The sequence below is a fragment of the Dinoroseobacter sp. S76 genome, from assembly GCF_049801095.1.
In the GTDB taxonomy this organism is placed as follows: Bacteria; Pseudomonadota; Alphaproteobacteria; order Rhodobacterales; family Rhodobacteraceae; genus Dinoroseobacter.
On the sequence record NZ_JBNAGH010000003.1, the window covers coordinates 18359 to 36331 of the forward strand.

Annotated in this window: 17 protein-coding genes and 1 riboswitch; of the genes, 13 read left to right on the forward strand and 4 right to left on the reverse strand. The window is 64.9% G+C overall.

Annotated features, from left to right (window positions below; translation table 11 throughout):
• Positions 1-37: 37 nt before the first annotated feature.
• Complete coding sequence (locus ACP153_RS09745) at positions 38-937, reverse strand: hypothetical protein (protein ID WP_424971446.1); 900 nt, start codon at positions 935-937, stop codon at positions 38-40.
• A 142-nt stretch (positions 938-1079) separates the two neighbouring features.
• On the opposite strand from ACP153_RS09745, the gene miaB reads away from it, so the two are divergent.
• From miaB to metK, 6 genes are all read left to right on the forward strand, one after another.
• The gene (gene miaB / locus ACP153_RS09750; protein ID WP_424970799.1) at positions 1080-2393 is read left to right on the forward strand and encodes a tRNA (N6-isopentenyl adenosine(37)-C2)-methylthiotransferase MiaB; all 1314 of its coding nucleotides are present in this window, start codon (positions 1080-1082) and stop codon (positions 2391-2393) included.
• Between the two features lie 115 nt (positions 2394-2508).
• Positions 2509-3522, forward strand: coding sequence for a PhoH family protein (locus tag ACP153_RS09755; protein WP_424970800.1), 1014 nt, complete (start codon positions 2509-2511; stop codon positions 3520-3522).
• A complete protein-coding gene (ybeY, locus tag ACP153_RS09760; RefSeq protein WP_424970801.1) occupies positions 3509-4048 on the forward strand; it encodes an rRNA maturation RNase YbeY in 540 nt (179 codons plus the stop codon). The genes ACP153_RS09755 and ybeY overlap by 14 nt, the downstream gene beginning before the upstream one ends.
• Before the next feature lie 40 nt (positions 4049-4088).
• Positions 4089-4997, forward strand: a complete 909-nt coding sequence (locus ACP153_RS09765; protein WP_424970802.1) for a hemolysin family protein — start codon at positions 4089-4091, stop codon at positions 4995-4997.
• A gap of 26 nt (positions 4998-5023) precedes the next feature.
• Positions 5024-6553: an apolipoprotein N-acyltransferase gene (gene lnt, locus ACP153_RS09770; RefSeq protein WP_424970803.1), complete on the forward strand. Its 1530-nt coding sequence runs from the start codon at positions 5024-5026 to the stop codon at positions 6551-6553.
• 35 nt (positions 6554-6588) lie between these two features.
• A riboswitch (SAM-SAH riboswitch) is annotated at positions 6589-6638 on the forward strand.
• Positions 6639-6645: 7 nt separating this feature from the next.
• Positions 6646-7830 carry a methionine adenosyltransferase gene (gene metK, locus ACP153_RS09775; protein WP_424970804.1) on the forward strand — a complete coding sequence of 395 codons (1185 nt, stop codon included), beginning with the start codon at positions 6646-6648 and terminating at the stop codon, positions 7828-7830.
• A 227-nt stretch (positions 7831-8057) separates the two neighbouring features.
• Here metK and irr read toward each other — a convergent pair whose 3' ends face one another.
• Positions 8058-8474 (reverse strand): Fur family transcriptional regulator Irr, encoded by a 417-nt coding sequence (gene irr, locus ACP153_RS09780; protein WP_424970805.1) that lies wholly within the window; start codon positions 8472-8474, stop codon positions 8058-8060.
• A gap of 253 nt (positions 8475-8727) precedes the next feature.
• Here irr and fabA point away from each other — a divergent pair, with 253 nt between their 5' ends.
• The 4 genes from fabA to pcaD all read left to right on the forward strand — a co-directional run bounded on the left by fabA (position 8728) and on the right by pcaD (position 12180).
• The gene (gene fabA, locus ACP153_RS09785) at positions 8728-9237 is read left to right on the forward strand and encodes a bifunctional 3-hydroxydecanoyl-ACP dehydratase/trans-2-decenoyl-ACP isomerase (RefSeq protein ID WP_424970806.1); all 510 of its coding nucleotides are present in this window, start codon (positions 8728-8730) and stop codon (positions 9235-9237) included.
• A 20-nt stretch (positions 9238-9257) separates the two neighbouring features.
• Positions 9258-10487 carry a beta-ketoacyl-ACP synthase I gene (gene fabB, locus ACP153_RS09790; protein WP_424970807.1) on the forward strand — a complete coding sequence of 410 codons (1230 nt, stop codon included), beginning with the start codon at positions 9258-9260 and terminating at the stop codon, positions 10485-10487.
• Positions 10488-10512: 25 nt separating this feature from the next.
• Positions 10513-11301 (forward strand): enoyl-ACP reductase FabI, encoded by a 789-nt coding sequence (locus ACP153_RS09795; protein ID WP_424970808.1) that lies wholly within the window; start codon positions 10513-10515, stop codon positions 11299-11301.
• A gap of 78 nt (positions 11302-11379) precedes the next feature.
• The gene (pcaD, locus tag ACP153_RS09800) at positions 11380-12180 is read left to right on the forward strand and encodes a 3-oxoadipate enol-lactonase (RefSeq protein WP_424970809.1); all 801 of its coding nucleotides are present in this window, start codon (positions 11380-11382) and stop codon (positions 12178-12180) included.
• 327 nt (positions 12181-12507) lie between these two features.
• Here the strand turns inward: pcaD and ACP153_RS09805 are convergent, their stop codons facing one another.
• Complete coding sequence (locus ACP153_RS09805; protein WP_424970810.1) at positions 12508-13779, reverse strand: serine hydrolase domain-containing protein; 1272 nt, start codon at positions 13777-13779, stop codon at positions 12508-12510.
• Positions 13780-13858: 79 nt separating this feature from the next.
• Here ACP153_RS09805 and ACP153_RS09810 point away from each other — a divergent pair, with 79 nt between their 5' ends.
• The 3 genes from ACP153_RS09810 (at position 13859) to ACP153_RS09820 (ending at position 17058) form a co-directional block, all read left to right on the forward strand.
• Positions 13859-14425, forward strand: a complete 567-nt coding sequence (locus ACP153_RS09810) for a Crp/Fnr family transcriptional regulator (protein ID WP_424970811.1) — start codon at positions 13859-13861, stop codon at positions 14423-14425.
• Between the two features lie 328 nt (positions 14426-14753).
• Positions 14754-15965, forward strand: coding sequence for an MFS transporter (locus tag ACP153_RS09815; RefSeq protein ID WP_424970812.1), 1212 nt, complete (start codon positions 14754-14756; stop codon positions 15963-15965).
• 7 nt (positions 15966-15972) lie between these two features.
• Positions 15973-17058: a zinc-binding dehydrogenase gene (locus tag ACP153_RS09820; RefSeq protein ID WP_424970813.1), complete on the forward strand. Its 1086-nt coding sequence runs from the start codon at positions 15973-15975 to the stop codon at positions 17056-17058.
• Here the strand turns inward: ACP153_RS09820 and ACP153_RS09825 are convergent.
• Positions 17020-17940, reverse strand: coding sequence for a YihY/virulence factor BrkB family protein (locus ACP153_RS09825; protein WP_424970814.1), 921 nt, complete (start codon positions 17938-17940; stop codon positions 17020-17022). The genes ACP153_RS09820 and ACP153_RS09825 overlap by 39 nt on opposite strands.
• Positions 17941-17973 lie beyond the last annotated feature (33 nt).

The window sequence follows — 17973 nt, forward strand, 5'->3', positions numbered from 1 at the left end:
GGTCGCGCCACGGTCAGCGCTGAGTATTAAAACAGGCTCAAAACCACTGCCCTGGCTCGATCAGCCCGAGATCGAGCAATTGGCGGCTCTTCCATTCGAACCAGACCGAGTTCTGCCACCAGAAGGTCGGGATCTCATGCCGGCTGCCCGGATTGGCCTTGAGCGCCTTGGCCGCCCGAAACGAGCAAACCGCCGCGGTCAGGTTGTTGTGCCATTGGCAGGACACCGTGTTGTACTCTGGATCCGAAAACGTGTGATCGGGCCGCAGGCTCAGCCCTCGCTTGCCGCGAAAGAGCGCCACCCGGTCGATCCGGCGGCGGTCGGCGGGGACATGTTCCTCGAACCGCCAGCGCAACCCGCCATGGAAATCATATTGCCGCTCGGCCCGCGCCCCATCCGGGCCAAACCGCTCCAGCGCGTAATAGCCCGAGCGATCCATATAGCAGTTCTGGCGACACACCCCCGAAGGCGCCTTGGCCAGATCCCCGGCATAGAGGTCGATCACGTAGGTGAGCATGGCATCGCGCCGCTCTTCGCTATGAAAGGTCAGCATCTCGCCAATGCTGCGGGTCTCGGAATAGGGAAAGAACAGGTATTCGGCGTTATAGCAGTAGTAGAACCACGTCCCTGCCGCCTTGCGGCCAAAGGCGCTCACGGCCTCGGCCACGCTCGCCGCATCGAACCGGTCCCAGCGCACGGGATGCACCCGCCCCGGCAGATCGAGCGGCACCGGCGTTCCCTCCGCCGCCAGAAGGATCACCGCCCGGAACCCAAGATCCAGATGATGGGCCAGGGTCGAGGCCAGCTCCACGCCGTCCTCGGCAAAGATCAGCGCCACGGGCCCCGTGGTCAGGACACCCCCGCGCGTCGCGAGAAACCGCCCCAGATCCGGGGCCGCGGCACGCGCCATGGGCGCAGAGAGCTCAATCGGGTCCATCTTCATGGTCGGATCTCACACAGGATCGGTTGGTGAAGGCCCATCCCGAAGGATGTTCCCCCAGCCCCGCGATTGCAAGGTCTGTGCCCTTTGTGTATGCGAAGCTTCGTAACTCTTCCCTTAAAGCACTGAGACCCGCGCCATGGCCGATCCCAAGAAGCTTTTTATCAAGACCTATGGCTGTCAGATGAATGTCTATGACAGCGAACGGATGGCCGAGACGCTGGGCGGCGAAGGGTATGTGCAGACCGACCGCGCCGAAGATGCGGACATGATCCTACTCAACACCTGCCACATCCGGGAGAAGGCCGCCGAGAAGGTCTATTCCGAGCTGGGCCGGTTCAAGCCGCTGAAGGCCGCCAAACCCGACCTCAAGATCGGGGTCGCGGGCTGCGTGGCGCAGGCCGAGGGCGAAGAGATCATGCGCCGCCAGCCCATGGTGGATCTGGTGGTGGGCCCCCAAGCCTATCACCGCCTGCCGGACCTGACCGCGAAGGCCGGGACCGGGGCCAAGGCGCTCGACACCGACTTCCCCGAGGAAGACAAGTTCGACCACCTCCGCGCCCGCCCCAAGGCCAAACGAGGGCCGACCGCGTTCCTGACCGTGCAGGAGGGCTGCGACAAGTTCTGCGCCTTCTGCGTGGTGCCCTATACCCGGGGCGCCGAGGTCAGCCGCCCGGCCGCGCGCGTTCTGACCGAGGCCCGGGATCTGGTGGAGCGCGGGGTGCGCGAGATCACCCTGCTGGGCCAGAACGTCAACGCCTATCACGGCCATGCGAAAGGGCTCGCCGGGCTGATCTGGGATCTGGCCGAGATCGACGGGCTGGAGCGGATCCGCTTCACCACCTCGCATCCCAACGACATGGATGACGCGCTGATCGCGGCCCATGGGGACTGCGCCAAGCTGATGCCGTACCTGCACCTGCCCGTGCAATCGGGCAGCGACCGGATCCTCAAGGCCATGAACCGCAAGCATACCGCCGAAAGCTATCTCCGCCTGATCGAGCGGATCCGCGCGGCGCGGCCCGATATCCTGCTCTCGGGCGATTTCATCGTGGGGTTCCCGGGCGAGACCGATCAGGATTTCGCCGACACCATGGCGCTGGTCGAAGCCGTGGAATACGGCCAGGCCTATTCCTTCAAATACTCCGCCCGCCCCGGCACCCCCGCCGCCGAGAAGGAGGACGTGCCCGCCGAGATCGCCGATGCCCGCCTGCAGGAGCTGCAAGCCCTGCTCACCCGGCAACAGCGCCGCGTTCAGGACGCCAAGGTCGGCACCGAGGCCCAGGTCCTCTTCGAGAAACCGGGCCGCCTGCCCGGCCAGATGGTCGGCAAATCCGAACACCTCCACGCGGTCCATGTGGAGGCTCCCAACGCCGCCCGGGGTGATCTCGTCCGGGTCCGCATCGAAGAGAGCGCCGCGAACTCCTTGCGCGGACGGCTGCTGGCGGCCTGAGACCGGCGCCCACTTGCTTTTTTACCCCCAGCCTGCGGGGAATCTCAGAATGACGCTTGCCAGTCCGGCCCCGGCTTGGCACGCTTGGATCAGGCCCACTTGACCGGAGTTCCTATTGGCCCTGAGTGCTGCGACCCCGCCACCCCCCCAGCCGCCCAGCCCGGAGCGTCTGATTGAATTTCCCGACAACCGCGTCCTGATCGATCTCTGTGGGGAGTATGATCGGAACCTTGCCCAGATCGAGCATCAGCTTGGCGTGCAGATCCTGCGTCGGGGCAACCAGCTTGCCGTCTTTGGCGAGGCCGACGCCCAGACCAAGGCCGAAAGCGTGCTGCACGCGCTCTATCAGCGGGTCGAGGCGGGCAAATCCTCCGAACCCGGCGATATCGACGGGCTGATCCGCCTCGGCGTGCCCGATGAGGATGCCGCCCCCGAGGCTGGTGACCAGATGGAGCTCTTCAAGGGCGGCTCGGTCGAGCTGAAAACCCGGAAGAAAACCGTCGAGCCCCGCACGGAAATGCAGAAGGCCTATGTGGAAGGTCTCTTCGCCCATGAGCTGGCCTTCGGGATCGGTCCGGCGGGCACGGGCAAGACCTATCTCGCCGTGGCCGTGGGCGTGACCATGTTCCTTGGCGGCCATGTGGACCGGATCATCCTCAGCCGCCCGGCGGTCGAGGCGGGCGAGAAGCTCGGCTTCCTGCCCGGCACCCAGGATGAGAAGGTCGATCCCTACATGCAGCCGCTCTATGACGCGCTGAACGACTTTCTGCCGGGCAAGCAGGTGGCCAAGCTGCGCGAGGAGAAGCGGATCGAGATCGCACCGCTGGCTTTCATGCGGGGTCGGACCCTCTCCAACGCTTTCGTGGTGCTGGACGAGGCGCAGAATGCGACTTCCATGCAGATGAAGATGTTCCTGACCCGGCTGGGCGAAGGCTCCCGCATGGTGATCACCGGCGACCGCAGCCAGGTCGACCTCCCGCGCGGCGTAACCTCCGGTCTGCGCGACGCAGAGCGGATCCTGCGCGACGTCAAAGGTGTGAAATTCACCTATTTCACGGCCAAGGACGTGGTTCGCCACCCGCTCGTGGCCAAGATCATCGAGGCCTATGACGCTGATGACCCCAGCTAAACCCGCCCCGGGGGAGGCTGTCATCGAGATCGCGATCGAAAGTGCCGACTGGGATGCGCCGACCCTGCAAGCGCTGGCGACCGAGGCCGTGACAGCCACCCTGACCCGGCTCGACCTGCCTGCCGGCGCCTTCGAGGTGTCGATCCTGGCCTGCGATGATGCTCGGATCGCTGTGCTGAATGCCGAGTTTCGCGACAAGCCCACGCCCACCAATGTGCTGAGCTGGCCCGCCGAGGAACGTGCCCCCGACACCCCCGGCGCCATGCCCGATCTGCCCGACCCCGGCAATCCGATGGAGGCCGAGCTTGGGGATCTGGCGCTGGCCTATGAGACATGTGCGCGCGAAGCTGCCGAGGCCGCGAAGCCGCTCGCGGCGCATCTCACCCATCTTTTGATCCACGGAACCCTGCATTTATTGGGGTTTGACCACGAAACCGACGCGGATGCGACGCTTATGGAAGGTCTCGAGATTGAGATCCTTGCGACGCTAAACATGGCTAACCCTTACGAAACTCCTGTGGTATAGTCTGCGACCAAGCCACACGGCATCAAACCGGAAAGGATCAATGGCCGACACCTCTGACGGATCGTCTTCCGCGGCGCGGCGCGCGCTGAACGACGAAACCACGGCCGCCAGACCTTCGCTTTTGCGACGTCTTCTGGCTGCGTTCTCCACCCAAGAAGACTCCGAGCCCGAAAGCGAGGCTGAGGGCAGCCATGCCTCTCATGACGCGCGGGCATCCGGGCTCGGCATTGGCAACCTGCGGCGCATGCGCGTGGTCGATGTGGCCATCCCCCGGGCCGATATCGTCGCGGTGCCTTCGGACATTACCCAGGATGAGCTCGTGCAGGTCTTCCGCGACAGCGGCATGACCCGGCTGCCGGTCTATCGCAGCACACTCGACACGCCCCTCGGCATGGTCCATCTCAAGGATCTGGCCCTGAATTTCGGGTTCAACGGCACCTCGCGGAAATTCAGCCTCAAGGGCATGCTGCGCCCGCTGCTTTATGCCCCGCCCTCCATGCCCATCGGCGTGCTTTTGCAGAAGATGCAGAAGGACCGGATGCATATGGCGCTGGTGATCGATGAATATGGCGGAACGGACGGTCTGGTGACGATCGAGGATCTGATCGAACAGGTGATCGGCGAGATCGAGGATGAGCATGACGAGCCCGAGGATCGCTTCTGGTCGCGGGAGAAACCTGGCGTCTATCTGGTCCAGGCCAAGGCCCCGCTCACCGATCTCGAGGAAGAGCTGGGCATATCCCTGATCGAGCCCGGCACCGAGGAAGAGATCGATACGCTGGGCGGGCTGGTCTTCAAGCTCACGGGGCGCGTGCCCGTGCGCGGCGAGGTTATCCCCCATGACAGCGGGGTGGAGTTCGAGGTGGTCGATGCCGATCCCCGACGGATCAAGCGCGTGCGGATCCGCCTGCGCCCGGCGGAGCGGGCGCTCAGCTCCGCCGCTGAATAGGGGGCCCCGCCCCCGATGACCCCCCGATGACCCGGCGCAAATCCTGGGCGATCGACGCTGCGCTTGGCGCGCTGATCGCCCTTGGCCAGGCCCCGTTCGGCCTCATCCCCGCGGCCCTGATCGGGCTGGCCGGGCTTTTGTGGCGGGTGAGCCTGCCGGGCGCGGGCCGCGCCCGTGCCGCCTGCGCCTGGCGCATTGGGTCGGCCTATTTCGCCGTCACGCTCCATTGGATCGTCGAACCCTTTCTCGTGGATGTGCCGCGCCATGGCTGGATGGCACCCTTCGCGCTGGTGCTCATGGCCGGGGGGTTGGCGCTCTTCTGGGGGCTCGCGGGCTGGGCCACGGCGCGCTGGCAGAGACGCGGATCGGCCATTGCAGGCTTCGCCCTCGCCTTCACTCTGGCCGAGATGCTGCGCAGCTACATTTTCACCGGTTTTCCCTGGGCTCTGATCGGCACGATCTGGATCGACACGCCCATGGCACAAACAGTGGCCTTTTGGGGCCTGCATGGGCTGGGGCTTGTAACCCTGGGCGCGCTGACCGCCGGGCTGGCCCTGGCCCTGCGCCTGCAGGCGCGCGGCGCGGTTCGCGCCGGGGCTCTGGGTCTTGTCACCGCCGCAAGCTCCCTCACCCTGCTGGCCGGGATCGGTGCGCTGCGCCCGGACGCCCCCGCGATCCCTGCGGAGGCCCCGACTTTGCGCCTTGTGCAGCCCAACGCCGCCCAGCACCTGAAATGGGATCCCGAGATGATCCCCCTCTTTTTCCAGCGGCAGGTCACGCTCACGGCGCAGCCGCCCGAGGGGCCTGCCCCGGATCTGGTGATCTGGCCAGAAACCGCGATCGCCTATCGCCTCGGCTCCGCGCGCCCGCTCCTGCTTCAGGCGGCGGAGGCCGCCCAAGGGGTGCCCGTGGTGATAGGCGCCGTGCGCCGCACCGACTTCGGCCCGACAAACGCCCTGGCTGTGATCGACGCAGAGGGTCGGCCCAGCGCCGTCTACGACAAAGCCCATCTTGTACCCTTCGGTGAATACATCCCCTTTGGCGATCTCGCCGCAAGGCTCGGGATCCGCGGCCTCGCCGTGGCCGAGGGTGGCGGGTTCCATGCCGGCCCCGGCCCGGTCTTGCTCGATCTCGGTGGGCTCGGACAGGCGCTGCCGCTGATCTGCTATGAGGCGATCTTTCCCCATTTAGGGCGGCACGAAGCGCTCGCGGCGGATTGGATGCTGCAGATTACCAATGACGCCTGGTTCGGGAATTTCGCAGGCCCACAGCAGCACCTGATCCTCGCGCGCTTCCGCGCCATCGAACGCGGTCTTCCCCTGGTGCGCGCTGCCAATACCGGGATCAGTACGGTGATCGATGCGCACGGCGCCATGGCGAGCCATCTGCCGCTCAACACGCTGGGCGCGCTCGACGCGCCCCTGCCCCCGCGCCTCGCCCCGCCGCCCTATGCGCGCATGGGTGATTTGCCTCTGGCGATTCTCCTCGGCTTGGTGCTCACGCTTGGGGTGTTGCGTCAGGTTTATTTGACAGTGCGGCCCGTCGAACGCGATTGACCCTCCCCGGTCAGAGGGATACCCCGTCAGGCGATCAGTTGTCACAACGGCTTCCTGACGTGACAGCGTTAACCAGAACGGAGCAGCCCCCTATGACCGCGCGGCAAAACTATCTTTTCACCTCCGAGTCTGTGTCTGAGGGGCACCCCGACAAGGTCTGTGACCGGATTTCGGACGCGGTGCTCGACGCCTTTCTCGCGGAAGAGCCCGAGGCGCGCGTGGCCTGCGAGACCTTCGCGACCACCGGCCGCGTGGTGATCGGCGGCGAGGTCGGGCTGAGCGATCAGGCGCGTCTGAAAGACTATATGGAGCGGATCGACGGCATCGCCCGGGACTGCATCCGCGATATCGGTTATGAGCAGGACAAGTTCCACTGGGAGACGGTGAAGATCACCAACCTGCTCCATGCCCAGTCGGCCCATATCGCCCAAGGCGTGGATGCGGCCGAGGACAAGGAAGAAGGCGCCGGCGATCAGGGCATCATGTTCGGCTATGCAGTGAACGAGACGCCGGAGCTCATGCCCGCGCCGATCTGCTATGCCCATGCGGTGCTGCGCAAGCTGGCGGAGGTGCGCAAATCCGGCGCCGAGCCAGTGCTGGGCCCGGATGCGAAATCCCAGCTCACCGTGCGCTATGAGGGCGGCAAGCCCGTGGGCGTGAGCTCGATCGTGCTCTCGACCCAGCATCTGGACCCGGACATGTCCTCCGACGACGTGCGCGCGGTGGTGGAGCCCTATATCCGCGCCGAGCTGCCCGAGGGCTGGATCGATGCCAGCACCGAATGGTGGGTGAACCCGACGGGCAAGTTCGTGATCGGCGGGCCGGATGGGGATGCGGGCCTGACCGGGCGCAAGATCATCGTGGACACCTATGGCGGCGCGGCGCCCCATGGTGGCGGTGCGTTTTCCGGCAAGGATCCCACCAAGGTGGACCGCTCGGCGGCCTATGCGGCGCGCTATCTGGCCAAGAATGTCGTCGCCGCAGGGCTCGCCCATCGCTGCACCATTCAGCTCAGCTATGCGATCGGGGTGGCCAAGCCGCTCTCGATCTACGCGGACACCCATGGCACGGGCGAGGTCCACGAATCCGCGATCGAACGGGCGGTGGCCGAGCTCATGGATCTGTCGCCGCGCGGGATCCGCGAGCATCTGCAGCTCAATCGCCCGGTCTATCAGCGCACCGCGGCCTATGGCCATTTCGGGCGCGCGCCCGATGCGGATGGCGGGTTCAGCTGGGAGCGGACGGATCTGGTCGAGGCGCTCAAAGCCGCGGTCTGAGCCCCAGCCGCCTCAAGACTACTGCAAAGCCCTGCGGAACCGTGGGGCTTTGTGCTGCCAGCACGGGGGCAGGCTCGGTAGCGCGGTCGGAGGCCGACCGCGCGGACCCGCGCTGCGGCGGATCACGGACTTGGATGAAATGCCAGGACTAGGGCGCAGAGACATCGCGCCGAAGCGCGCGACGGTCAGGCACTGGCGGTCTAGGGCAAATTAGGGCCGCGCGGCGCTCAGGCCTTGCGCAGGCGGATCACCACATCAACCTTGGAGATTTCGGTCCCCTCGGGGATCTCCGGCAGGCGCGCGATTTCAAGCTCTTCGGCGGGGGCATCCGTCAGCAGGTTCGTGTCTTCCCAATAGAAGTGGGGGTGATCATCGATCCGCGTGTCGAAATAGCTCTTGGAGCCATCGACCGTGATTTCCTGCACGAGGCCGGCTTCGCAGAAGGTCCGCAAGGTGTTGTAGACCGTGGCGAGAGAGACTTTTTCCCCCCGCTCCAGCGCCGCAGCATAGAGGCTTTCGGCCGTCACATGACGGTCATGGCCATCGCCCACCAGAAGGGCCGCAAGCGTGACACGCTGCTTGGTCGGGCGCACATCTCCTGTGGCCAGCCATTCGGTTCCCCGTTCCAGACGTGTGGTGCGCATGGGCGTCGTCATCCTTTTGGTCCTCTCCTTATATGACGGCTGCGCGCCAAATATCAATTGCAAACCCTTCGCAATAGGGTCGCAGTCCCGCCCCGGTGACGCGCCCCTCTTGCAGTGGCCACTCCCCTTCCCCACCTGCCAGCGGAGGCGTCAGGCCGCATGGCCGCCCTGTGTCACTTCCCCTTGTCACTTCCAAAGCGGTGGTGATAAGGGAGCGCACCACGAAAAGACAGATCCGAGGACCGAGCGACACATGGCAGATTATCCGACCTCCTTTGACAAGGACGATCTCGTGAAATGCGCCCAAGGCGAGCTGTTTGGCCCGGGAAATGCCCAATTGCCCATGCCGCCCATGCTGATGATGGACCGGATCACCGAGATCAGCGGCGATGGCGGGCCCCATGGCAAAGGCCATGTGGTAGCGGAATTCGACATCACCCCGGATCTTTGGTTCTTCGATTGCCACTTCCCCGGCAACCCGATCATGCCCGGCTGTCTCGGCCTTGACGGTCTGTGGCAACTCACCGGGTTCAACCTCGGCTGGCGCGGCTGGCAGGGGCGCGGCTATGCGCTGGGTGTGGGCGAGGTCAAGCTGACCGGCATGGTCCGCCCGGACCGCAAGCTGCTGCGCTATTACGTGGATTTCACCAAGGCCGTGCAGACCCGCCGCCTGACCATGGGGGTGGCCGATGGCCGGGTCGAGGCCGATGGGGAACTGATCTATCAGGTCAAAGATATGAAAGTCGCTCTGTCCGAGAGCTGAGCGAAGAGGAGGGTCGCGCCATGCGCCGTGTCGTCATCACAGGAATGGGGATTGTCTCGCCCATCGGAAACACCGTCTCCGAGGTCGAAGCGTCCCTGCGCGCGGGCCGGTCGGGGATTTCCTTCTCCGAGACCTATGCCGAGAACGGCTTCCGCAGCCAGGTCCATGGCGTGCCGGAGATCGTGCTCGAAGACCATATCGACAAGCGCCAGCTGCGCTTCATGGGCCCCGGGGCGGCGTTCAACTTCATCGCCATGGAACAGGCCATCGCCGATAGCGGGCTTGAGGACAGCGAAGTCAGCAATGAACGCACGGGTCTGGTGATGGGCTCTGGCGGGCCGTCCACTTCGAACTTCTTCCACGCCTTCACCACCGTGAAGGAAAAGGGCGCGCCCAAGCGGATGGGACCCTTCATGGTCACCCGCTGTATGTCCTCGACCAACTCCGCCTGCCTCGCGACCCCGTTCAAGATCAAGGGCGTGAACTACTCGATCACCTCCGCCTGCTCCACCTCCGCCCATTGCATCGGCAACGGCGTCGAGCAGATCCAGATGGGCAAGCAGGACATCGTCTTTGCCGGCGGCGGCGAAGAGATCGACTGGACCCTCTCCTGCCTCTTTGACGCCATGGGCGCCATGAGCTCGAAATACAACGACACGCCCACCACCGCCTCGCGCACTTTCGACGCGACCCGGGACGGGTTCGTGATCGCGGGCGGCGGCGGTGTCGTCGTTCTGGAAGAGCTGGAGCACGCCAAGGCCCGCGGCGCCAAGATCTATGCCGAGGTCACCGGCTATGGCGCGACCTCCGACGGCTATGACATGGTCGCCCCCTCCGGCGAGGGCGGCGAGCGCTCCATGCGCCAGGCCATCGCGACCCTGCCCGAAGGCCGCAGCGTGGACTACATCAACGCCCATGGCACCTCGACCCCCGTGGGCGACGTGACCGAGATCGAGGCCGTGCGCCGCGTCTTTGGCGAGGGCAGCACCCCGCCCGTCGCCTCCACCAAGTCGCTGACCGGCCACTCCCTGGGGGCAACCGGCGTGCATGAGGCGATCTATTCGCTGATTATGATGGAGAAAGGCTTCATCGCCGCCTCCGCCAACATCACCGAGCTCGACCCGGCGATCAAACCCGAAGAAATCGTGACCGAGCTGCGCGAGGACGTCACCCTCGACAGCGTGCTCTCCAACAGCTTCGGCTTCGGCGGCACCAATGCGACGCTGCTGATGTCGCGCTATCTCGACTAGAACCAAGGCCCAAAGGGGAAACCAGATGACCGGTGTGTTGCAGGGCAAGCGCGGCCTGATCATGGGCGTCGCCAATGAGCGTTCAATCGCCTGGGGGATCGCGAAATCCATGGCCGAGGCCGGGGCTGAGCTGGCCTTCACCTATCAGGGCGAAGGCTTCGGCAAGCGCGTCGCGCCGCTCGCGGCCTCCGTGGGCTCGGACATCCTCGTGGATGTGGATGTCACCGACGACGCCTCTCTGGACCGCGCTTTCGAGACCTTGCGCGAAACATGGGGCAAGCTCGATTTCCTCGTCCACGCCATCGCCTTCTCCGACAAGACCGAGCTGACCGGCCGGTTCCTGAACACCAGCCGCGAGAACTTCAAAACCTCGCTCGACATCTCCTGCTACTCGCTCATCGAGGTCACCCGCCGGGCGCATCCGATGATGACCGAGGGCGGCACGATCCTGACCGTGACGTTCCAGGGCTCGAACCGCGTCACCCCGTTTTACAACGTGATGGGCGTGGCCAAGGCGGCGCTGGAAAGCGCTGTGCGCTATCTCGCCAATGACCTCGGACCCGACGGGATCCGCGTCAACGCCCTGTCGCCGGGCCCGATGAAGACCCTCGCCGGGGCGGCCATCGGCGGCGCGCGCAAAACCTACCGCCAGACCGAGCAGAACGCGCCCCTGCGCGCCAATGCGACGCTCGAGGCCGTGGGCGGCACCGCGGTCTGGCTCGCCTCCCCGGCCGGGGCCTGCACCACGGGCGAGATCGTGCGCGTCGATGGCGGCTACCACGTGCTCGGCATGCCCCAGGTCGAGAACCTCTGAGCCAGCCCGGCGCTTAACCGATTGCACCGCCCCGCGATTGCGCGCACCTTGCCCGCAAGACACGCGGAGGGCATGGCAATGGCGGAATTCACACGGGACGGGGTCACGCTCCACTATCTGGATGAAGGCCCGCGCGACGGCCCGATCCTCGTTTTCTCCAACTCGCTCGGCACGGATTTACGCCTGTGGGAGCCGATCCTGCCCCTTCTGCCCAAAGGCCTGCGGATCATCCGTTATGACATGCGCGGCCATGGCAAATCCGACGTGCCGCCCGCGCCCTATGCCATGGGCACCCTCGTGCGCGACATCGAAGGGCTGCTCGATCATCTGGAGGTCCGCAACGCGCTCTTTGTCGGCCTCTCCATCGGTGGCATGATCGCCCAGGGGCTGGCGGTGAAACGCCTCGATCAGGTCCGCGCCATGGTCCTATCGAACACCGCCGCCAAGATCGGTCAACCCAAGCTCTGGGAGGAGCGGATCGCCGGGGTGCGCGCCGGCGGGGTCGAGGCGCTGACCGATGCCATCCTCGAGCGCTGGTTCTCCCGCGCCTTCCTGACCGACCCGCGTCTGCCCTATTGGCGCGCCATGGTCACCAGCACCCCGGATGAGGGCTATATCGGCTGCTGCGCGGCAATTGCCGGAACCGATTTCTACACGCCCACCAGCGGACTGCGCCTGCCGACCCTCGGGATCGCGGGCTATGACGACAGCTCCACGCCCCCCGACCTCGTGCGCGAAACCGTGGACCTGATCCCGGGCTCGAAATTCGTGCTGCTGCGCCGCGCAGGCCACCTGCCCCATGTGGAACAACCCGAGGGCTATGCGCAGGCCCTGACCGAGTTCATGACCGAGACCGGGCACCTCCCCCCCGAAGCATAACCCGACGCGCGCCCCAGCGCCGGACGACCCCCCGACCTGGCTCGGGCGCATATCCCAAACCCGACCACCGGACGCCCCCCGCGGCCTCACGACACTGCCGCCGCAACGCCCCTCTGACCAAAGCACGCCCACACGCCATCGGCTCCCTTGAGAGCCGCCGGGCCTCGGCGCATTCAAAAGCAAGACCCCAAAGACCTTGCGGAGGCGTCTCCTGTCGTCCTGGCCCAAAGCCAAGCCTGACTGACCGCAACTGTAAAAGTTGCGCCAGCAACAATAGCTGAAACGCGGACAAAGCGGTCGTCTGCTGCAGTTGGTCGAATGACCGCTCTAGCTCTCTGTGTTACCGGTGAAGGGAAAGGCTTTCGCGATCAGATCGGCGACGTCTGCGGCTGGCGCTGCTGTCCCGCTAGCAAGAACAGCAATCGCTAAGTTTTCATCAGGATAGATCCGCACGGCTGCTGCGTGACCGGGACCGCCGCCACGATGCTGGAGCCAACGGCGTGTCTCCCCGCCGGTTTCGAACCAACCCAAAGGAACGTCTTGGTCAGTGGCCGGCACCATAAGGTCCATTGCGTCAGTCCCAACCAGCACGCCACCTCGCATCGCGGCATCAGCCAAGAGCGCGGCGTCTCTTGCGGACGAGATCAGGCCCGTCGGCGGCGTCGCTTCCACATAGAGCCGGTTCAGCCAAAGGAGTTGACCCTGCCGCGCTTGTACGAAATCGCGCATGTTGATCATGAACGGCAAGAGCGGGCTGAAAACATGGATTGCCGGGTGGCTGCCGAGCACTTCATCAGGAGCAATGTCGGGATTGAAAACGAAGTCGGTCGTCGTCATCCCCGCAGGGGCAAGCACCCGTTTCCGCACGACGTTTTCATAGGTCTCACCAGTTATCGCCTCGATCACGGCTCCGAGCACCATGTAACCAAGATTGCTGTAGCGTCGATCTTCACCCGGCGAGAACTTGAGGGTCGTGTAGTCCGGCATCCTCGAACGCAAGTACTCGGTTTGGTTGGGCAGGTCTTCGTCGTACCGCAACCACCCGAAAACAGCCGGGACCGTATCCCGGAGACCGGACGTATGCCGCAGAAGATCGCGGACGGTCATTGCGCGGCCTTCGGATTGCTCAACCTCGAACCAGGGCAGGAGATCGGCGACCGGGGCGTCAAGGTCCAGCAGACCGTCTTCGGCAAGAGCCAACACTGCCAGGGCGGTCGCGACCTTCGTGACCGACCAGACATGATAGACAGAGGTCGTGGTCGCCGCGCGATCTTCAAATGGATTTGCCTGACCGGCGGCATGTTCCCAAATGACCTCTCCGTCGCGGATGACGGCGACTGACATCGCTGTGGCGGCTCGAGAGGCAATCACGTTTTCAATGTAGCTGGTGACTTCATCCCGGCTCATGTCCCCCTGAGGCGCGCGGGGCGGCTTGATTGCGACGGCGTAGAGGCTCAGGCCCAACAACACCAAGATGACAACCAAGCCCAAAGAGATTCTAAGGGCCGCCATGAGAACCATTGTCTTGCCTCCATTCCGCATCCGAATGCCTGATTGAATGAACTCTTGCGCTGGATCTGCTGCTGGTTTCCCATTCATGTGGCACTCTCCTTCTGATGCGAAAAATGTCGTATGATCGGCTGCAACGGGCATTATCAATTGATAACGGGATGGAAGATTGGATCTGAACGGCCTCATTCGCGCGCTTGGACCAGGGTTGAAAGGCCCACCGCTTGCGGAGCTCGAAGCAGCCTGGACACCACGGTTTGTAAGGAAGGGAGAGGTTCTGGCGCATCAGGGCGATCAGGTGGCTCACGAGATCATGGTGCTCGATGGTCGGATCGTCAGTCAGATCTACGACGCCGAGGGCGGGGGCGCTGCGGTCGCCTTTTGCGTCGGACCCGGTTTTATCACCCCTCACATCGCACGCACGCATCACAACACATCTCTCGTCACGCTGGAAGTCACGGAAGATGCAACAATTGCGGAAATGCGGGCGGACAAGCTTCTGGCGATGATGCTGCAATCACCAGATATTCGAGACTGGGCCAACGGCATCCTTCGTGGCGAGCTGTCGCGAAAGACCGATCGTGAGTGGTGCCTCGCAGCCCTTGGCGGGTCGGATCGGCTGGCTTGGTTCCGGGATCGCTATCCGGGATATGAAGACCTGTTCCCGCATTCCCAGATCGCCAGCTTTCTTGGGATGACGCCCGTAACGCTCAGCCGCTTGCGGAAGGGGAGCTAGTGCTGAAGCAGCCATTCATCAAACACGCAGCATTGAGAAGTATGGGCTCAAAGCGGACTTCAGAGGCGTCGCAGCATCGGTCAAGTTGGGCTTGATCCGCACCTGAGCCATGCTCGAAAGCTTAACCGGGTCTTGCCGGACCGCGCGCAGGTGCCCGACACTTGCCCGACAGGTGTCCGACGCAAAGCCGACAGGGTGCCGACGCCGGTCTGGACCGGGTTTTGGGCTCAAAATTGTCAGAAAAATCTGACAATATACACTTAGCTGTAAACTATTGCTTACAGTTTGGCCCTGCGCTAGGGTTGCGTCCAGTGCCCCCGGAGCGTCCATGTCCTCTCGCCTGCCTTTCGTGTTCATCCTCATTACGCTGGTGATCGACGCCATGGGCATCGGGCTCATTCTACCGATCCTGCCGGACCTGCTCGGCGAGTTGAGCGGCGGGACATTGGGCCAGGCCGCGATCTGGGGCGGCGTGCTGTCGACCTCTTTCGCGGTGATGCAGTTTCTCTGCGGGCCAACCCTTGGCAGCCTCTCGGACCGCTTTGGTCGCCGCCCTATCCTTTTGGTTTCCTTGGCTGTTATGGCTGTTGACTACATGGTGATGGCCTTTGCGGGCTCGATCTGGCTTCTGCTGGTCGCCCGCATCGTCGGGGGCATCGCCGCCGCCACCCAGTCCACCGCGACGGCCTTCATCGCCGATATCTCCAAGCCCGAGGACAAGTCGAAAAACTTCGGTCTTGTCGGCGCGGCCTTCGGCATCGGCTTCGTGGTCGGCCCGCTGATCGGCGGCGCTCTGGGGGAGTTCGGGACCCGCGCCCCCTTCTACGCCGCCGCCGCGCTCGCCACGTTCAACCTTGTGCTCGGCTATTTCGTTCTGCCCGAGACCGTCACCGACCGCATCCGCCGCCCCTTCGAGTGGCGTCGCGCCAACCCGCTCGGCGCCTTCAAGCACCTGGGTAAGCTCCCGGGATTGAAGAGTTATCTGGCGCTCTTCTTCCTCTACGAGTTTGCGTTTTTCATCTACCCGGCGATTTGGGCCTATTTCACCCGCGCCCAGTTCGGCTGGGAGCCGGGGATGGTCGGCCTCTCCCTCGGTCTCTTCGGTGTGGCTATCGCAGTCGTACAAGGCGGGCTCATTCGAGTGATCATTCCGAAATTCGGAGAGACGAAGGTGATCCTCTACGGGTTTGTGTTTAATTTCTTTGCCTTCGCGGCATTGGGGCTGGTCACTTCCGGGGCGATCGCGCTCATCCTGACCCCGCTCACCGCCCTCGGCGCCGTGGTCACCCCGGCGTTGCAAGGCAAGATGTCCCAGACCGCAGGCGCCGACCAACAGGGGGAGCTGCAAGGCCTCGTCTCCTCCTTCCGCTCCGTCGCGGCGATCCTGTCGCCCCTGGTCATGACCCAGTTCTTCTTTCTCGCCACGGATGCCGAGATCGGGATCAACCAACCGGGCGCGCCCTTCTTCCTCTCCATGGCGATCATGGCGCTCTGCCTCGGCATCTTCCTGCCCCGCCGCGCCCTGAGCGCTGCGGTCTGAGCCCGCCATGAGCCGCCTGATCCGCGCCGCGATCTGCCATGAGTTTGGCGCGCCCCTCTCGGTCGAGAGCGCCCAACTGCGCGCGCCCGGCCCCGGCGAGGTCGAGGTCAGCCTCGGCGCCGTCGCAATCTGTCATTCGGACATCTCCTTTGCCGAAGGGGCCTGGGGCGGCGCCCTCCCCGCGATCTATGGCCATGAGGCCGCGGGCCATATCTCGGCCCTCGGCGCGGGCGTGACCGGCTATGCGGTCGGCGATCCGGTGCTCGTCACTCTGTTGCGGAGCTGTGGCACCTGCCCCTCTTGCAGCACGGCCCATCCCGCGACCTGCGAGACGCCGCCCGACCTAGCCCCACCCCTGCACCTGCCCGACGGGCAAGCGGTGGCGCAGGGCCTCGCCTGCGGGGCCTTCGCCGAGGCGGTGCTCGTCACCCCGGCCCAGCTCGCGCCCCTGCCTGCGGATATGCCCCTTGAGCTCGCCTGCCTGCTGGCCTGCAGTGTGACAACGGGGGTCGGCGCGGTGGTTCAAACCGGCCGGGTCCGCGTGGGCGAGACCGTGGTTGTGATCGGCGCCGGGGGCGTCGGCCTCAACGTGATCCAGGGCGCGCGGCTGGCGGGAGCGGCGCGGATCATCGCCGTGGACCTCTTGCCCCGCAAGCTCGACGAGGCACGAGAGTTCGGGGCGACAGACACGATCCTCGCCAGCACCGAGAAACCCTGGGCCGCAGCCAAGGCCATCACGCCGCGCGGGGCGGACGCGGTCTTTGTCACCGTGGGCGCCACGGCGGTCTATGACACGGCCCCGCGCTATCTGGCGCGTGGCGGGCGGATGGTCATGGTGGGCATGCCCCATTCCGGCGAGACCGCGCGCTATGAGCCGGTGATCCTCGCCATGTGCGGCCAGGATCTGCGCGGTTCCATGATGGGCGATACGGTACTGGCGCGGGACATCCCATGGATGGTGGACCTCTGGCGGCAGGACCGGCTGAGGCTTGCGCCCTTGATCTCCGGGCGCTGGCGGCTCGATCAGATCAACGAGGCCATTGCGGACACCAATTCAGGACAGGCCCGGCGCAACGTCATCCTCTTCGACTAGCCCCGCCGGGGGCGGCGGCGTGCCGCCGGGTTTCGGCCCGATCCCTGCGCGCCGCTCCAGCTCCACATTCAGGCCACCGCCGAGAAGCAGCAGGAACGAGCTGATGTAGAGCCACATCAGCAGGGCAATCACTGCGCCGATGGACCCATAGACCTCGTTGTAATTGCCGAAATTCGACAGGTAATAGCTGAAACCCAAGGACGCCCCAGCCCAAAGCACCACCACCGCAATCGCGCCCGGCGTAAGCCAACGCATGCGCACGCAGGTGCGGTTGGGCCCATAGCGATAGACGATGGCAAGCCCCGCCAGCAGGACCGAGATCGCCACAACCCAGCGTGCCAGGCGCAGGGCTAGCTCCGCCCAGGGCCCCAACGGCAGGAAGGACAGGACGATCGGCGTGATCACCACGGTGGTTAGGGCCACTAGCGCCACAAGCACGAGCACGCCCGTGAGCGATAGCGCCGCCAGATAATGCCGCCAGCTCTTGCGATTGGGGGTCCCGTAAATCGCGTTCAGACCGCGCATCAGCGCGCTCACCCCGGCGCGCGTTGACCAAAGCGCAGCAAGGATCGAAATGATCGTCGCCTTCCCTAGCGTGCTCGAGGTCGTACCGGTCAACGCGTCGATCTGGGCATCAATCAGCCGGTACGCATCCCCGGGCATGATATTGCCCAATAGCGCCATCTGCTGGTCCACCACCACCGGATCCGCCACCAGCCCCCAGATCGCGATCACAGCCGCAAGGGCCGGGAATATCGCGAGCAGGCCGTAGAAGGCGACGCCGGCCGAGATCAGTCCCAAATTCCAATCGTCGGTCTTGCCGCCGACGGATTTCAGGGCACCAATCCACTCGGACCGGTTGTGTTTGAACAAAACGGGCATGGGGCGCGCCTCCGGGATCGGTCAAGCTCCGGC